Here is a 16,219-nt window from a genome sequence, read left to right as displayed (position 1 = left end):
CCTCCTTATGTATTTAAAGTACTATCATCTTACCATATGAAGTGAAAAAAGATGATGGAAAACAGAGTGAAATCCCCCTGAATGACGAGGGGGATTTTATTGGTTCATATGATGTTTCTGCAATTTAGCAAGTGCTTCCTGTGCAGCATGCTGTTCTGCTTCTTTTTTAGAGCGGCCATTTCCAATTCCGAGCACTTCTCCGCGAAGGGATACATTTGCTTCAAATTCCCGGTTATGTGCTGGTCCTTTTTCATGCAGGATGTGGTATTCCAGTACACCTTTTCCATCGCGCTGAACGAATTCTTGCAGCTGGCTTTTAAAGTCCATGACATGCGAGAACGCTCCATCGTTAATTTTCGGATAGACATAGGCTTCTAGGAATCGTTCCACTGGCTCCAGCCCCTGATCTAAATAAAGTGCGCCGATAAACGCCTCGAATACGTCCGCTAAGAGTGCTGGGCGTTTTCTCCCGCCTGTCATTTCTTCGCCTTTTCCTAAAAGAACAAGGTCTCCGAAGGACAGCTCATGCGCCAGAGACACAAGTGACGGTTCACATACGATCGCCGCTCTTAGTTTCGTTAAATCTCCCTCGCTCATTGCGGGATATTTCGCAAATAAGAATTGAGAGATGGTCAATTCTAAAACAGCATCTCCTAGAAATTCAAGTCTTTCATTATCCTCGTATGGCTTTTTCCGATGTTCATTCACATAAGAGGAATGCGTAAAGGCTTGATATAGAAGTTTTTCATTTTGAAACTGTACAGAAATGCGCTGCTGGAATTCTTTAAATTGCTCTAGTTTTTTGCTCTGTTTCTGTTTGTCTTTATAGTGTTTTGGCATAGCAACCTCCAGGTAGGCTTAATCGCCTTTAAGGATACTGATTATATGGAGTCTCTCTTTCTACATGCAAGGAAACATTGCTCCTTAGCATCTGAAAAAGGCTGACAATTGATCAGCTGAATGTGTTGAAACTAACATAAATTTTCAAAGTCCCGTCATGAAAATAGACGGGACTTTGTTACGCTTATTGCTGGCTATTTATGTAGTTCACAGCGTCACCGACTGTTGCAATTTTTTCAGCATCTTCGTCAGAAATTTCCATATCGAACTCATCTTCAAGTTCCATAACTAGCTCAACTACATCAAGGGAATCAGCGCCTAAATCTTCTTTAAATGAAGCTTCCATTTTCACGTCAGCCTCATCAACGCCAAGGCGGTCTACAATAATTTTTGATACACGCTCTAATACGTCTGCCATTGCCTTTCACCTCCCCTCAAAGTATTATAGTTGATTCGTTTTTAAAAAACTAGAGAAAACCTAATGAAATTTTGATATTTCTTAGGACATGACCATTCCGCCATCTACTTGGATGGTTTGGCCTGTAATATAACCTGCTCCTTCTGAAGCTAAAAAGACAACGACGCTACTAATATCTTCAGGTGCACCAAAGCGTGCAAGCGGGATTTGTTTAAGCATTTCAGTCTGTACATTCTCATCAAGCTTGTCTGTCATATCTGTTGAAATAAAGCCTGGTGCTACAGCATTGACTGTAATATGACGGGTTGCCAGCTCTTTTGCTGTTGTTTTCGTTAACCCGATGACACCAGCTTTTGCTGCAACATAGTTTGCTTGTCCAGGGTTTCCACATACGCCAACCACAGAAGCCAAGTTGATGATTCTTCCGCTGCGCTGTTTCATCATTTGACGTGTCACAGCTTTTGTACAGTTAAAGACCCCTTTTAAGTTTATGTTAATGACGTCATCCCATTCATTTTCTTTCATTCTCATGAGCAGGTTGTCCTTTGTGATCCCTGCATTATTGACAAGGATGTCAATTGAACCAAATGTGTCAATCGCTTGTTTCATCAATGCTTGTACTTCTTCAGCATTTGAAACATCAGCTTTAACGGCAAATGCCTGCTGGCCAAGTGCTTTGATTTCGTCTACGACTTCATTTGCTTTTGCTTCGTTTCCAGAATAGTTGACGACAACATTTGCACCATTCTTCGCTAAATCGATCGCGATGGAACGGCCAATCCCGCGTGATGCACCTGTTACAACGGCTGTTTTATTTGTCAGCATCAAGAATCCTCCTTCAATGTTTGAATAGCTGCTTCAATTGTTTCCTGATCTGAAACAGAAATGGTTGTCAGGCGGCGATTGACCTTTTTCACAAGGCCTGAAAGTACTTTGCCCGGACCAATTTCAATAAACGTTGTCACGCCTAAATCAATGAGGCGTTCCACACTTTCTTCAAATCGAACAGGAGAATACAATTGTTCAATGAGCTTTGTCTCAATAGCATCACGAGATGTGACGATGTCTGCTGTGACATTTGAGATCACTGGTGTTTTGGCATCCGAAATGTCTAGCTTTGACAGAACATCTGTGAATTTTTCAGCGGCTGGTTTCATTAAGGCAGAATGGAAAGGTCCGCTCACTTCAAGGGCAATCGCACGTTTTGCGCCTTTTTCTTTCGCTTTCTCTGAAGCGAGTTCTACACCTTTTGCTGTACCAGAGATGACGATTTGACCAGGACAGTTTAAGTTAGCGAGTTCTACAAGATGACCACTCTCTGTCACTTCTTTTGTTACTTCTAAAAGTGCCGCTTGATCTAAGCCAAGAATCGCTGCCATGGCGCCTTCTCCTGCTGGAACAGCTTCGTTCATTAATTCGCCGCGCTTTCTTACTGCATAGACAGCATCTTGAAACGAAAGTGCGCCTGCTGCAACGAGGGCCGTATATTCACCAAGACTATGTCCTGCTGCGTAATCTGCTTTGATTCCGCTCTCTTCAAATTTCTTTAAGATGGCGATACTTGTCGTTAAAAGAGCTGGTTGCGCGTTATAAGTGAGCGTCAGTTCTTCTGCATCACCTTCAAAAATCATCGAAGATAAGTCAACACCGAGGGTCTTGTCTGCTTCTTCAAATACAGCTTTAGATACTGCTTCTTGGTCAAATAAATCTTTTCCCATGCCAATTTTTTGAGAGCCCTGGCCAGGGAATAAAAATGCAATTTTAGTCATGCTGCTTTACCTCCATTAAGACTCGTTCGTGGTTTCTTTTTGGACTTCTTGATGAATGATGGCTGAAACGTCTTTTTCTACGATATCACGCGCCTGGCGAATGGCATGAAAAATGGCGTTTTCATCAGAGGAGCCGTGCGCTTTAATGACAGGGGCCTTTAAACCAAATAAAGCGGCACCGCCATATTCAGAGTAATCCATTTTAGATTTCATCTGCATCAATTTCGGCTTCATCATGCCAGCTGCTATTTTTGCTGTGAAGCTGGATGTTAATGTTTCTTTCAGCATTTTAAATACAGAAAGAGCTGTGCCTTCAATCGTTTTCAGGGCGATATTTCCTGTGAAACCATCTGTGACAACAACATCAGCTACGCCTTCTAATAAATCACGAGACTCGACATTTCCTACGAAATTCAAGTCAGATGCTTTTAATAATTCAAAGGTTTTTTTCGTGAGATCGTTGCCTTTTTTATCTTCTGTTCCTACATTTAACAATCCAACGCGCGGATTGCTTTTTGGAAAGACACGCTCTGCGTAGATTGATCCCATCATGGCATATTGCACAAGGTGTTCTGGTTTGGCATCAACGTTTGCGCCGACATCTAGTAATAAAAAACCGCTGCCATCAAGCGTTGGCAGTGTTGGAGCAAGTGCCGGTCTGTCTATGCCATCAATTCTGCCTACGATAAACAGTCCTGCTGTCATGAGAGCCCCAGTATTTCCTGCTGAAATGCAGGCATCTGCTCGTCCTTCGGATACTTCCTGCGCCATTTTCACCATAGATGAATCCTTTTTACGTCTAACCGCACGCACTGGTTCATCTGTTGGTTCAATGACTTCTTTTGCATCTAAAATCGTGATGCGCTCGTTATTTGTTATGTATGGTTTGATTTTGTTTTCATCGCCGACAAGTGTAATCTCGATATCTGAAAATGCTGTTAAGCTTTTTTGCACACCGTCAATAATGGCTTTAGGGGCATGGTCTCCCCCCATTGCATCGACTGCAATTCTCATATTACGTGCCACCTTTTACTTTTGTTTTGAGCGATACATGACGAAGTCACCTGAGAAGACAACTTCCTCACCGACATAGCTGTTTACTTCAACTACAGTTCTGCCTTTTTCTTTATCATGTGAGGCTACTTTGGCTTTTGAGACGACTCGTTCGCCTTGTTTAACCTGCCTTGTAAATCTGATATTCGCTTTTGCTGTTAAAGCCAGTTCATCGTCGATGACGGCTACTGCAAGCGAATTTGCCTGGGCGAAGAGATGATGTCCCCTGGCGATTTGGTTTCGGCTAAATACATGCTCTTTTCTCACTTCTAAAATGGAAATGGCTTGGTCATCAAGCTCTACATCAATCATTTCTCCAATCACTTCATCCAGCGGAAGTGACTTCACTTCATCCTCTAATGTCTTTTCGGCCACATGTTTAATTCTTTCGCGTAATTCAGGAATCGACAGTTCCAAACGATCAAGACGAACCGTTTGAATGCTTACACCGAATTTACTTGCCAATTCTTCATCAGTAATGAACGGAGTCGAGCTGATCGTTTGCTGGAGAAGCTTTTGACGTTCTTTTTTATTTAGTTTCATATGCAGACACCATCCGTACATTTATGACTAGGTACTAATAGTAGTATATAATCTCATAGATGATAAATCAATCCTTGTTTCAAAAAGACAAGAAAATTCCTCCAGCGCTTGATCAGCTTAATTTATCTCCGCCCAGCACCCCGCTGTCTACCAGCGTTTTCCGAAGTTCTTTGTATTCGGGATCTGTCCAAAATGCGTCTGATTGCACAAGTTCTGCCGCATCTTTTCTAGCGGTTTCCAGCGCTCTGTAATCATGAACCATATCCGCTACCTTAAATTCAGGCATTCCGCTTTGTTTTTTACCGAAGAAATCGCCGGGTCCTCTTAGTTCTAAGTCCTTTTCAGACAGCTCAAAGCCATCGGTTGTTTCGGACATGATCCTCATCCGCTCTTTCCCCGTTTCTGATTTTGGATCCGCCATTAAAACACAAAATGATTGATGCTCTCCGCGTCCAACCCGTCCTCTGAGCTGATGAAGCTGAGACAGTCCGAAGCGGTCTGCATCATAAATGACCATGATGGTCGCATTCGGCACGTTAACCCCGACTTCAACGACTGTAGTTGAAACGAGAATTTGAACTTCATTTGCTGTAAAGTCTCTCATCACCTGATCTTTTTCATCACTCGCCAGTTTCCCGTGCATTAAGCCGATCGACCACTTACCGCGGTAAGCCTCTGTCAGCATGCTGTGGACATCGATCGCATTTTGCACATCCAGCTTGTCTGATTCTTCTATGAGCGGACAAATAATATACGCCTGTCTTCCTTTTCTCAGCTCTTTATCCACAAATGCAAGAATCCTCTCAAGCATGTCATGCTTGACCCAATACGTTTCGATCTGTTTTCTGCCGGCTGGTAATTCATCAATGACGGATACGTCCATTTCTCCAAAAACAGTGATCGCAAGTGTTCGCGGAATAGGTGTGGCAGTCATAAACAAGACATCTGGGTCCTGCCCTTTACTTCTTAGTTTTTTCCGCTGTTCTACGCCAAACCGGTGCTGCTCATCTGTGATAACAAGACCGAGCTGCTGAAATTCGACTTCGTCTTGGATAAGTGCATGCGTTCCGACTAATATATCAATCTCGCCCTCTTTTAGACGTTCCAGCAATTCTCTGCGGCGTTTTCCTTTTACAGAGCTTGTTAGTAGAGCGATATTTAGTCCCCATTTTTCAAACAGCTGATAAAGGGAATCTGCATGCTGTTCTGCCAAAATCTCTGTTGGAACCATCAATGCACCTTGATAGCCGGATAAATGAGCGGCATAAAGCGAAATGGCAGCAACAGCTGTTTTCCCAGAGCCTACATCCCCTTGAAGCAGACGGTTCATCCGGTACGGGGATGCCATATCAGACATAATTTCATCTAGCACTCTTGATTGTGCCTTCGTCAGTGGAAATGGCAGGCTGTGAACAAACTCAAAAACAGCCTCTTTGGAAAACGGATGCTGGATGCCTGATGTTTTTTCTCGCTCTTTCTTTCTGATGGCCTGCATCTTGAGCTGAAAGATAAGGAATTCCTCGTATACAAAGCGGCGTCTTGCTTGCTTGAGCGAGTCTCTTGTTTCTGGCAGGTGAATGGTTTTTAATGCTTCCTGATAGGACATGAGTTTATAGGCAAAGGCAAGCTGCTTCGGCAGTGGATCTTTGGCTTTGTCTACATAAAGTGACAGGGCTTGTTTTACAAAACGCCTCATCATCTTCACGGTTACATTTTCTTTGACTGAATAAACAGGCTCTATACTGCCATCTTGCTCGTGCGTCCCTTTTTTAAATTCCTGCACCATGATGGATTGACGGTTTTTATCCCATTTCCCAGTGACGGAGACCGTATCACCTAACACAAGGCTTCGTTTTAAATAAGGGCGATTGAAGCAAATCGCTGTGATGAGAAAACGCCCGACAAGCAGCCTGAATGTCAGCCTGCTTCGTTTTTTTCCATAATAGGTGAGGACGGGCTCACTGTGCACTTTCCCTTCAACTGTGACACGTTCATCATGCTTTACTTCTTCTAAATTACGAAGCTCATAGTCATCATATCGATAAGGAAAGTAGCCAAGCAAATCGGCTACTGTGTGGATTCCAAGTTCATTGAGAGTTTTTTCGGTTTCTTCTCCAATCCCCTTGAGGACAGAGACATTATCTTGCAGTTTCTGTATCACGAGATGAGGTCACACCTCCGAAAATCTTCTTTTCAAGCTCTCTTGCTGTCGGTGTTGCAGCTAGTCCGCCTTGTGCTGTTTCGCGAAGTGCCGTTGGCATGGTTTGACCGATTTTATACATCGCATCAATGACTTCATCACATGGAATACGGCTAGTGATGCCGGCAAGTGCCATATCTGCTGCGATCATCGCATTTGATGCACCCATTGCGTTTCGTTTTACGCACGGTACCTCGACAAGTCCAGCAACTGGGTCACAAACAAGTCCAAGCATATTTTTCAGTGTAATCGCCATCGCTTCAGCAGATTGCTGAGGTGTACCGCCTGCCATTTCGACAATGGCTGCTGCCGCCATCCCTGATGCTGAACCTACCTCTGCCTGACAGCCGCCTGCTGCACCAGAGATGCTCGCATTATTGGCCACAACAAAACCAAATGCGCCAGAGGTGAATAGGAATCTGACCATTTGTTCTTTTGTTGGCTTTAATGTTTCTTTTACTGCAAATAACGTACCCGGTACAACACCTGCTGAGCCTGCTGTAGGCGTTGCACAAATCGTCCCCATTGCGGCATTGACTTCATTCGTTGCCACTGCCTTACTGACAGCATCTAATATCGTATGACCAGACAGCGTTTTGCCTGATGCGATATATGCTTGAAGTTTGACCGCATCTCCGCCTGTTAAACCTGATAATGATTTCACACCTTTCAGCCCGTTTTCTACGGCCTGTTCCATCACTTCTAGGTTGCGGTACATCTGGGAGAAAATATCTTCACGTGACTTCCCTGTCACTTCCATTTCTTGCGCGATCATTATTTCTGAAATGGAGGTATTCCGTTCTTCTGTTAGCTGCACGAGTTCTTTGACGTTTTTAAACATCATTCATAACCTCCTTGTTGTTACTCTGCAATTTGTGTGACTTGAATAATGTTTGGCAGTGTTTCAAGCTCTGTTAGGACGGCTGGGTCAATATTTTGATCCACTTCGATGGTCATCAGAGCCTCTTGCCCGACATCTTTACGCGCCACTTCCATATGACCGATGTTAATGGCGAATTTCGCTAACACATTGGCCACTGCTGCAATCGTGCCGTAGCGATCGTTATGAACCACAAGAATGGCAGGATGATTTCCTGAAAGTCTGAGCTCAAAGCCATTCAGTTCAGTGATTTCAATTTTACCACCGCCGATGGAAATCCCGATTAATTCAAGCTTTCCATTTGCATCGGATATCTCTACTTTTGCTGTATTCGGATGCGCTGGCACCGCATCTTCTTCTTTAAATTCAATGTCGATCTCTTTGCTTTTTGCAATATCAATCGCTGTTTTGATGCGTTCATCAAATGTATCAAAGTCAAGAACACCGCCGATAATGGCGACATCTGTACCGTGTCCTTTATACGTATCTTTAAAAGAGCCATAAAATGAAACGACAATTTGTTTCGGTTCTCTTCCAAATAAGCTGCGAGCCACTCTCCCTATACGAGCCGCACCCGCTGTGTGCGAACTTGATGGACCAATCATGACGGGTCCAATAATATCAAACACACTTCTAAATTTCATAGGTCTTCCCCTCTCATAACCACTCACATATTGGTTTGGTTCTTTCTTTAGACTAATGGATTCATTCGTTTCCCGCAACTCATTTCACCGTTGAATCGCTAGTAAAAAATTGCAAAAGAAGAAGAAGGGCTTTATTTGCCCTTCTTTCGTTATTCGACAGCCAAAATATATGAATAAAGCGGCTGTTTTCCATCGTGGACTTCAACTTCTATATCTTCAAATGTTTCTTCAATAAAGGCTTCTAACTCATCCATCTCTTCAGATGATGCATCTTCCCCTTTAATGATCGTGACAATCTCATCATCTTCTGTCACCATGTTGGTCAAAAGTTTTTTTGCTGCATCTAATTGATTTTTCGCGGTTAAGGTGATCTTCCCGTTAAAGAGACCCATATAATCGCCTTTGGCAATGTCAATACCATCAATTTGGGTATCTCTCACTGCAAAGGTAATTTGGCCGCTTTTCACGTGGTCAATCGCTTCTAGCATCGCTGCTTCGTTGTCTTCATTTGAAGCTGCTTCATTTAGAGAAAGAAGTGCCGACATTCCTTGTGGAACAGTCTTCGTCGGAATGACAACGACCTCACGACTCGAGACAGTTGCCGCCTGCTTCGCTGCCATGACAATATTAGAATTATTAGGTAAGATAAAGACGGTTTCGGCATGTACGCTTTCAATTGCTGTGACAATGTCTTCTGTGCTCGGGTTCATCGTCTGTCCGCCTTCAATGACGACGGAAGCTCCGATACTTTTAAACAAGTCAGCAATTCCTTCTCCCATTGCGACACTGACTACTCCAAAGCGCTGTTTTTCAGCAGCAGGTGCCTTTGGTGCAGCGGGCGTGTGTTCTTTTTCTTCGTCCACAATCGAGCTATGCTGCTCTCTCATGTTTTCAATTTTCATATTGATCAGGCTGCCGTAGCGCTGTGCATAAGATAAGACATCTCCAGGCTGCTCTGCATGAATATGAACTTTCGCCAGCGTTTCATCAGACACCACAAGAAGTGAATCTCCGAATTCGCTTAAGTCTTCTCTGAAGGCATTCTCATCAAAGGACTGTTTGTCTTCTTCAAATTTCACCATAAATTCAGTACAATAGCCAAATTCGATATCTTCAGTGTTCATATGGCTTTGTGCACTTTTATGATGCTCTGCACTGACAAGTTCTTTTAACGTTGGCAAAGAGGCCGCTTTCGAAGGAAGCTCCTCTCCTCTTAATGAAGCAAGGAAACCTTCATATACGTATAGAAGTCCTTTACCCCCACTATCGACAACGCCCACTTCTTTTAAAACAGGAAGCAGATCTGGCGTTCGATCAAGTGATGCTCTCGCTTCCTCAATCGTTAACTCAAGAACGCGGTCAATGTCATTTTCTGCTACTGAAACAGCAACCGCTTTCTTTGCTGCATCCTTTGCAACCGTTAAGATGGTTCCTTCAATCGGCTTTATCACGGCTTTATATGCTGTATCGACACCCGCCTGTAAGGCAAGGGCAAATTCTTTTGCATCAATCGTTTCTTTTTGTTCGATATGTTTACTGAAACCTCTAAAAAGCTGTGAAAGGATCACGCCTGAGTTTCCTCTTGCACCCATCAATAGCCCTTTTGACAAGGCCACTCCGACCTTCCCAATATGATCGGTATTTGTTTCTTCAACTGCTTTTGCCCCTGAAGTCATTGACAAATTCATATTTGTCCCCGTGTCTCCGTCCGGCACTGGAAAAACATTTAACGCATCAACAATTTGTGCGTTTTGAGAAAGATGGTGAGCACCTGCAAGAATCATTTTTGCAAATGAGCGGCCATCAAGATTTCTAATAGACAATATATTTCCTCCTTACTACGGGTTCGTAACTCTTACTCCTTGTACATAAATGTTGACCGAATCAACAGAAAGTCCAACTGTGTGAGAAATCGTATATTTGACTTTCGTTTGAACATTATGTGCGACTTCTGATATTTTTGTACCGTAGCTGACGATGATGTACATATCAATATGAATGCGGTCTTCTTTTTGACGCACAAGAACACCCCGGCTGAAGTTCTCTTTGCGGAGAATATCCGTCAAGCCGTCCTTGATTTGATTTTTGGACGCCATCCCAACAATACCATAGCAATCGATCGCAGCGCCTCCTGCCACCATTGCAATGACTTCATTTGATATATCAATTTGTCCGTATTTCGTTCTAAGTTCAATGGACACATTGGTTCCCCCTTTTTGAGAAATTGCCCTGAGTTATCACTATTTTACTATAAGACCCTTCTTTTTAAAAGAAATCATTCAATCCGACCCAATCCTACTTATACTATAGCCTTGATTTTTTATCAAGATGTCAAGGTATTTTTCTTGAAAGAGGCGTAAACAATCCTTGCAAACCCCTTGAAGCTGTGGTAAATTATTAAAGTATCTTGAGGCATCTCTAAGTACGTATATGAAGAATATGATGATGTTTTCGCAGTTAGGAGGGAAACAAATGGCACGTAAATGCGTTATTACAGGCAGAAAAACAAAAGCTGGGAACAACCGTTCTCACGCAATGAACTCTACAAAACGTACATGGGGCGCGAACCTTCAAAAAGTTCGTATTCTAGTGGACGGTAAGCCTAAAAGAGTATATGTATCAGCTCGAGCTTTGAAATCTGGTAAAGTTGAGCGTGTATAAGCAAGAGTAAACGCCTGCTACAATTAATTGTAGCAGGCGTTTTTATGTGGAAATAAAGGAGATTACTCATTAATCTTTCTTAAATGAACCAAGCATCGCACGGACAATGCCCCCAAGAAATCTAGGCAGTTTGATTGTATAAAATTTCATTTTGTCCCCCTCCTAAAAGTACCGCTTGCAGCACAATTGAGCTTAATCAGCCATCCACATTGATAGGTTGGTCAATCTTTGCTTCTTACCATTATTAATATGCCTTCATGAAAAGAAAAAGTACCATTTGAGTGGATGAGTTCGTTACTAATACATAGTGTGGAACCAGGCTCAATATGACAATTTTTCAGAGGATATTTGAAACCTTTTAATGTCAGCTTTTCAACCGGTGTTCCAAAGGGTAGAAACGACACATATTTTTTATCCTGATCTTCTTTTATTTCGTATGTACCAGGTTCAAACATTTGAATGATATTTTGTTTGTCTACAAGGGTGATATTCTGCTTGTGCTGAATCCCTTTGTAAAGAAGATGGATATTTCCTAGAAAATGATCAGCCCTTCCTCCCGTAATACCGTAGATATATATATGTACTGGGTGTTGACTCAGTGCCCAGTTCAGTGCAAGCTCTAAATCGGTTTCATCCTTTTCAGCTTGAAATACATTCAGGGCAGGCAATTTTTCTTTCAGCTCCCGAAGCTCTTCTTCTGTCACACTGTCAAAATCACCAAAAGCTTTGGCAGGGGTAATGCCGTGCTCTAGTAAGAAGAGGGTTCCACGGTCTACGCCAATCCAGAGAAGATCCTCCTGTGATGCTTCACGTTCAAGTGGCGGGATGTATTCATAAGGACCGCCGGCTACGATATGTATGTGCATGATATATGCTCCTTTCTATATGAAAAGAACCAAAGATCACAATGACTTTGGTTCCTTCCTTTACGCTTCTCGAATTGCCTGGATGGCTGCTGCGCGGTTGTTTTTACCGTATACCGCAGAGCCCGCTACAAGTAAATTAGCGCCTGCTTCCTTGCAGCTCCTTGCAGTCTCTACATTGACACCGCCGTCTATTTCTATCAGTAAATCGGTTAAGCCCTTTTGTTCACTCAGTGCTTTTACTTCTTTTACCTTCGTGAGGACAGATGGAATAAATGCCTGTCCCCCAAAACCAGGGTTCACTGTCATGAATAACACAAGGTCCACATCCTCTAATACATGCTCAATGTGAGAAACAGGTGTGTGAGGATTCAAGACGACCCCTGCTTTTACACCTTGTTCTTTAATGTGCTGTATTGTTCGGTGTAAGTGCGGACAGGCTTCCACATGAACAGAAATAATGTTAGCGCCTGCTTTTGCGAATGCAGGAATATACCGGTCTGGCCGCTCAATCATTAAGTGAACATCAAGCGGAAGGCGCGTATGCGGTCTGATCGCTTCGACGACATTCGGCCCAAATGTCATATTTGGTACAAAATGACCATCCATGACATCGATATGAATGTAATCCGCACCGCCTTGTTCCACATCACGGATATCTTTCTCCAAATTGGCAAAATCTGCTGATAAAATGGAAGGGGCAATATAAACCACGATTTAGTACCTCGGCTTTCTGTCTTTGATTTCAGTTAAAAACTCTAAATAATGCTGATAGCGGTACTCTCTGATTTGATTATGCTCGACCGCATCTTTTATTGCACAGCCAGGCTCTTTCACGTGCAGGCAGCCTCTAAATTTACAATCTGCACTCCGCTCTCTGATATCTAAAAAGTATAGACCTAGATCTTCTGCTTCGATGCCAGTAAATTCTAGCGAGCTAAAGCCAGGAGTATCTGCAATGAGCCCGTCTGCTGTTCGAATGAGTTCGACATGCCTTGTCGTATGCTTTCCTCGTCCGAGATGGGAGGAGATATCATTTGTTTTCAGCGCCAATTCAGGACTCATCGCATTTAAAAGGGAGGACTTGCCTACACCAGACTGACCGGCAAATACAGTGATTTTATTGTGAAAATGCGGGGTCAGCTTCTCAATTCCGTCTCCCTCAATCGTAGAGGTTAAATGAACATCATAGTCCATTTGCCGATAGTCGTCTGCATATGCCTCGATGGTTTCACGCTCTTGATCTGTTTTCAATAAGTCCATTTTAGTGATGCAGATAATCGGCTCAATATGATTGGCTTCAACAAGCACTAAAAATCTGTCTAAGAGTGAGGTGCTAAAGGTTGGTTCTGCTGCTGAGAAAACAAGTACCGCTTGATCGACGTTACTAATAGGCGGACGAACAAGTTCGTTTGTCCGTTCTTTTACTTCTAATAAGTAGCCTTCTTTATCGTTGTCTGCTTGATACACGACATAATCTCCAACAAGAGGTGTAATTTTGTTTTTTCGAAAGATACCTCTCGCTCTGCACTGAACCACTTTTCCACTTTCTTTTGACTCATCCAGCACATAGTAGAATCCGCTTAATGCTTTAATAATTTTGCCCTCAGGCATAAAGTCCCTCCTTTATTCATCATCAGGATATTCGATCGTTTTCGAGCTTACGACTTTATCATCAACCGTCACTTGATAATATCCTTTTTGACCTGGTTCAATCTTAAATTTAATGGTCCGCTCAGTCGGCGCAGTGATTGTAAAGCTTTCGTATGAATCAGAGATGCTATGCTCCGCATCATCAATGGAAATTTGGACATTCATCTCCTGCCCTTCCGTTTCTGGTTCATAAGGGATCGCAATCTTTTCAGTCACCGTTTTGGCTGGTTTTTCCTTCGGTCCAAGGGAGAATGTAATCTTGACCGTATCACCTGGTTTAACAGCAGTCCCTGCTCCTGGTTCCTGCTTCATGACCTCGCCTTTTGGCACATCGTCAGAATACGCTTCTTTTTCATCAAGCTTTAATCCGTTATCCTCTAAATAATTCGATGCCGCCTGCTTACTATACGTCGTTAAATCACGTAATGTAATATCGGCAGGACCTATGCTCACAGTCAACGTGACTTCTTCATCTGCTGCTACAAGCTCTGTATTCGCTGAAGGATTCTGTTCCATGACAATCCCAGATTCGGTGTCATTATCATTCACTTCCTCCACAACGACCTGTTTAAATCCTTTTTTCTCTAATAATTCTTTTGCTTTATCGACCTTTTCGCCTGTTACATCAGGTAATTCGGTCTTTTCCTTGCCAGTACTTTCGTAAAGCTGAATCTCTGTTCCTTCTTTTACCTTTGTGCCGATTTTAGGGTCTGTTTTGACGACGAGCCCTTTTTCAATTTTCTCATCAGCGATCTCAATTGGTTCCGAAGCGACGGTGAACCCAGCTTTCTTCAAGGTATCTTCTGCTTTTTCAACTGTCATACCAGATACATCCGTGACTTCCACATCTTTTGGAAAGAGCAGCCCTGGAAACACAGTGATGGCTAAAATCGTCGCAGCGGTCAAAATAAATAAGATGGATGCCACAATCCACGGCCATTTTTTTCGTTTCTTTTTCGGCTTTTGTTTCTTTTTTTTCTTCGGTTTTTGAACTGGGTGGACCGCTGTTTTTTCATTGTCTTGATCGATTTGATGATCTTGAATGATTGGGATCGCTTTCGTTGCTTCATGGTCTTCTTCAATGACGAAGCGTTTTTCTTTTAATCTGGCTGGATCGAAAGCGGTTTTTAAGTCTTTTTGCATTTCAGATGCATCTTCATATCGATAAAATGGATCTTTGGCCATCGCCTTTAAAATGATGTTTTCCACGCTTTGTGGAACAGAAGGATTCCATCTCCTCACAGATGGCGGCTCCGATTGCAAATGCTTTAATGCGACACTGACAGCCGATTCCCCTTCAAATGGCATGCGTCCTGAGATGAGTTCATAGAGCACAATCCCAAGCGAATAGATGTCTGACTTTTTCGTTGCAAGACCTCCGCGTGCTTGTTCTGGAGACAAATAGTGCACGGAGCCTAGGACAGAATTTGTATGGGTAATGGTCGCTGAGCTAAGTGCCATGGCAATCCCAAAATCAGTGACTTTGATATTCCCCATGTTGTCTATTAATATATTGTGAGGCTTAATGTCACGGTGGACGAGCTGTTTCGCATGGGCTTCTTCCATCGCCGAAACGACTTGCTCCATGATGCGAACGGCTTCTTTCGGATGAAGCGGGCCATTGGCGTGTATGTATTCTTTCAGCGTCATCCCCTCGACATATTCCATGACAATATAATAGATGTCATCTTCTTCTCCTACATCGTAGATGCTGACAATATTCGAATGATCTAAGCTTGCAGCTGACTGCGCTTCCCGCCGGAAACGTCTAATAAAATCATCATCGCTCGCAAAGTCAAACCGCAAAATTTTAATCGCTACTTCGCGATCTAAAATCATATCCTCCGCCAAATAGACGTTTGCCATTCCGCCTCCGCCTATGACGCGAAGAATCTGATAACGGCCGCTGATCCTTTTTCCGATCAACACTTGCTGTCACCCTCCTCTGGCTGGGAGGAGATTTCTAACAGTACTGCTGTAATGTTATCTTCACCGCCGTTGTCATTCGCTGTTTGAATTAACTCTGTTACTTTTTCCTCTGGTGCGGTCGTTTGCGTTAAAATATGAATCAAATTCTCTTCTTCTACTTTATTCGATAGACCATCTGAGCAAAGCAGGATTTGATCTCCTGGGTCCACTTCAAAGGTGCGTGCATCAATTTGAACACGTTTATCTGTTCCTAATGCTTTCGTGAGCACATTTTTTCTTGGATGATATTCTGCATCCGCTTTTGAAATTTCACCTGTTTTCACAAGCTCATTCACGAGTGAATGATCATCTGTTAATTGGGTCAGCGCTCCTTCTCTTAGCAGGTAGCAGCGGCTGTCTCCAATATGTGCAATTGTGACCGTTTGCAAATGAACGAGCGCACACACAATGGTCGTCCCCATTCCTTGGCACTCTTCATTGTTTTTTGCATGTTCATATACTTGGTCATTAATATCACTAATTTTTGAGATTAACCAGCTTTCTTGATCGGCTGGCTTTTCTGGAATTGAAGATGTTTCTTCCCAGTATTCTTTTAAAGAAGAGACTGCCATCTTGCTGGCGACATCACCAGCAAGATGACCTCCCATGCCGTCTGCTACAACAGCGAGAAGTGAGTCTTCTTTTGCTTCAAAAATACCTGCATCATCTTCATTATGCTGACGGACTTTTCCTGTATCGGTAAGAAAGGCTGCCCTTATCAACATTC

General features: G+C 43.0%; 18 protein-coding genes. 1 reads left to right on the top strand and 17 read right to left on the bottom strand.

The window, feature by feature from the left end:
- Positions 1-96: 96 nt before the first annotated feature.
- The 11 genes from rnc to C6W21_RS03220 form a co-directional block, all read right to left on the bottom strand.
- Positions 97-840 (bottom strand): ribonuclease III, encoded by a 744-nt coding sequence (rnc, locus tag C6W21_RS03270; RefSeq protein ID WP_106049296.1) that lies wholly within the window; start codon positions 838-840, stop codon positions 97-99.
- 184 nt (positions 841-1,024) lie between these two features.
- Positions 1,025-1,258 carry an acyl carrier protein gene (gene acpP / locus C6W21_RS03265; protein ID WP_003212028.1) on the bottom strand — a complete coding sequence of 78 codons (234 nt, stop codon included), beginning with the start codon at positions 1,256-1,258 and terminating at the stop codon, positions 1,025-1,027.
- Positions 1,259-1,339: 81 nt separating this feature from the next.
- On the bottom strand, positions 1,340-2,083 hold the full coding sequence (gene fabG, locus C6W21_RS03260) for a 3-oxoacyl-[acyl-carrier-protein] reductase (protein ID WP_106049295.1): 744 nt from the start codon (positions 2,081-2,083) through the stop codon (positions 1,340-1,342).
- On the bottom strand, positions 2,083-3,027 hold the full coding sequence (gene fabD / locus C6W21_RS03255; protein ID WP_106049294.1) for an ACP S-malonyltransferase: 945 nt from the start codon (positions 3,025-3,027) through the stop codon (positions 2,083-2,085). The genes fabG and fabD overlap by 1 nt, the downstream gene beginning before the upstream one ends.
- 15 nt (positions 3,028-3,042) lie before the next feature.
- Entirely contained in the window at positions 3,043-4,041 is a 999-nt protein-coding gene (gene plsX, locus C6W21_RS03250) for a phosphate acyltransferase PlsX (protein WP_058014010.1), read from the bottom strand.
- Positions 4,042-4,056: 15 nt separating this feature from the next.
- Positions 4,057-4,623, bottom strand: coding sequence for a transcription factor FapR (gene fapR, locus C6W21_RS03245; protein WP_024424199.1), 567 nt, complete (start codon positions 4,621-4,623; stop codon positions 4,057-4,059).
- A gap of 112 nt (positions 4,624-4,735) precedes the next feature.
- On the bottom strand, positions 4,736-6,784 hold the full coding sequence (gene recG / locus C6W21_RS03240; protein WP_106049293.1) for an ATP-dependent DNA helicase RecG: 2,049 nt from the start codon (positions 6,782-6,784) through the stop codon (positions 4,736-4,738).
- Positions 6,762-7,664, bottom strand: a complete 903-nt coding sequence (gene sdaAA / locus C6W21_RS03235; RefSeq protein WP_034663849.1) for an L-serine ammonia-lyase, iron-sulfur-dependent, subunit alpha — start codon at positions 7,662-7,664, stop codon at positions 6,762-6,764. Before sdaAA ends, recG begins: the two co-directional genes overlap by 23 nt.
- Positions 7,665-7,684: 20 nt before the next feature.
- Positions 7,685-8,347, bottom strand: a complete 663-nt coding sequence (sdaAB, locus tag C6W21_RS03230; protein WP_106049292.1) for an L-serine ammonia-lyase, iron-sulfur-dependent subunit beta — start codon at positions 8,345-8,347, stop codon at positions 7,685-7,687.
- Positions 8,348-8,496: 149 nt separating this feature from the next.
- On the bottom strand, positions 8,497-10,170 hold the full coding sequence (locus C6W21_RS03225) for a DAK2 domain-containing protein (protein WP_106049291.1): 1,674 nt from the start codon (positions 10,168-10,170) through the stop codon (positions 8,497-8,499).
- Positions 10,171-10,185: 15 nt separating this feature from the next.
- Entirely contained in the window at positions 10,186-10,548 is a 363-nt protein-coding gene (locus C6W21_RS03220; protein WP_003211680.1) for an Asp23/Gls24 family envelope stress response protein, read from the bottom strand.
- A 271-nt stretch (positions 10,549-10,819) separates the two neighbouring features.
- Between C6W21_RS03220 and rpmB the strand changes: the two genes are divergently transcribed.
- Positions 10,820-11,008 carry a 50S ribosomal protein L28 gene (gene rpmB / locus C6W21_RS03215; protein ID WP_003212514.1) on the top strand — a complete coding sequence of 63 codons (189 nt, stop codon included), beginning with the start codon at positions 10,820-10,822 and terminating at the stop codon, positions 11,006-11,008.
- A 69-nt stretch (positions 11,009-11,077) separates the two neighbouring features.
- On the opposite strand, the gene spoVM is transcribed toward rpmB, so the two are convergent.
- From spoVM to C6W21_RS03185, 6 genes are all read right to left on the bottom strand, one after another.
- Entirely contained in the window at positions 11,078-11,158 is an 81-nt protein-coding gene (gene spoVM / locus C6W21_RS03210; protein WP_008354550.1) for a stage V sporulation protein SpoVM, read from the bottom strand.
- A gap of 71 nt (positions 11,159-11,229) precedes the next feature.
- Complete coding sequence (locus C6W21_RS03205; RefSeq protein ID WP_106049290.1) at positions 11,230-11,874, bottom strand: thiamine diphosphokinase; 645 nt, start codon at positions 11,872-11,874, stop codon at positions 11,230-11,232.
- A gap of 60 nt (positions 11,875-11,934) precedes the next feature.
- On the bottom strand, positions 11,935-12,585 hold the full coding sequence (gene rpe / locus C6W21_RS03200) for a ribulose-phosphate 3-epimerase (RefSeq protein ID WP_106049289.1): 651 nt from the start codon (positions 12,583-12,585) through the stop codon (positions 11,935-11,937).
- A 3-nt stretch (positions 12,586-12,588) separates the two neighbouring features.
- Positions 12,589-13,485 (bottom strand): ribosome small subunit-dependent GTPase A, encoded by an 897-nt coding sequence (gene rsgA, locus C6W21_RS03195; protein WP_106049288.1) that lies wholly within the window; start codon positions 13,483-13,485, stop codon positions 12,589-12,591.
- 12 nt (positions 13,486-13,497) lie between these two features.
- Entirely contained in the window at positions 13,498-15,453 is a 1,956-nt protein-coding gene (gene pknB / locus C6W21_RS03190; protein WP_106049287.1) for a Stk1 family PASTA domain-containing Ser/Thr kinase, read from the bottom strand.
- Positions 15,447-16,217: a Stp1/IreP family PP2C-type Ser/Thr phosphatase gene (locus C6W21_RS03185; protein WP_106049286.1), complete on the bottom strand. Its 771-nt coding sequence runs from the start codon at positions 16,215-16,217 to the stop codon at positions 15,447-15,449. Before C6W21_RS03185 ends, pknB begins: the two co-directional genes overlap by 7 nt.
- Between the last annotated feature and the right edge of the window lie 2 nt (positions 16,218-16,219).

This window comes from Bacillus sp. NMCN1, assembly GCF_002998085.1.
Classification (GTDB): domain Bacteria; phylum Bacillota; class Bacilli; order Bacillales; family Bacillaceae; genus Bacillus.
Note: the sequence above shows the minus strand (reverse complement) of the source record. Positions and strands in the feature narration are given on the sequence as shown.

Bases quoted from the DNA above. Each gene is read 5' to 3' on its own strand.
- rnc (WP_106049296.1), bottom strand. From the start codon at position 840: ATGCCAAAACACTATAAAGACAAACAGAAACAGAGCAAAAAACTAGAG.
- acpP (WP_003212028.1), bottom strand. From the start codon at position 1,258: ATGGCAGACGTATTAGAGCGTGTATCAAAAATTATTGTAGACCGCCTT.
- fabG (WP_106049295.1), bottom strand. From the start codon at position 2,083: ATGCTGACAAATAAAACAGCCGTTGTAACAGGTGCATCACGCGGGATT.
- fabD (WP_106049294.1), bottom strand. From the start codon at position 3,027: ATGACTAAAATTGCATTTTTATTCCCTGGCCAGGGCTCTCAAAAAATT.
- plsX (WP_058014010.1), bottom strand. From the start codon at position 4,041: ATGAGAATTGCAGTCGATGCAATGGGGGGAGACCATGCCCCTAAAGCC.
- fapR (WP_024424199.1), bottom strand. From the start codon at position 4,623: ATGAAACTAAATAAAAAAGAACGTCAAAAGCTTCTCCAGCAAACGATC.
- sdaAA (WP_034663849.1), bottom strand. From the start codon at position 7,664: ATGTTTAAAAACGTCAAAGAACTCGTGCAGCTAACAGAAGAACGGAAT.
- sdaAB (WP_106049292.1), bottom strand. From the start codon at position 8,347: ATGAAATTTAGAAGTGTGTTTGATATTATTGGACCCGTCATGATTGGT.
- rpmB (WP_003212514.1), top strand. From the start codon at position 10,820: ATGGCACGTAAATGCGTTATTACAGGCAGAAAAACAAAAGCTGGGAAC.
- spoVM (WP_008354550.1), bottom strand. From the start codon at position 11,158: ATGAAATTTTATACAATCAAACTGCCTAGATTTCTTGGGGGCATTGTC.
- C6W21_RS03205 (WP_106049290.1), bottom strand. From the start codon at position 11,874: ATGCACATACATATCGTAGCCGGCGGTCCTTATGAATACATCCCGCCA.
- rsgA (WP_106049288.1), bottom strand. From the start codon at position 13,485: ATGCCTGAGGGCAAAATTATTAAAGCATTAAGCGGATTCTACTATGTG.
- C6W21_RS03185 (WP_106049286.1), bottom strand. From the start codon at position 16,217: ATGTTGATAAGGGCAGCCTTTCTTACCGATACAGGAAAAGTCCGTCAG.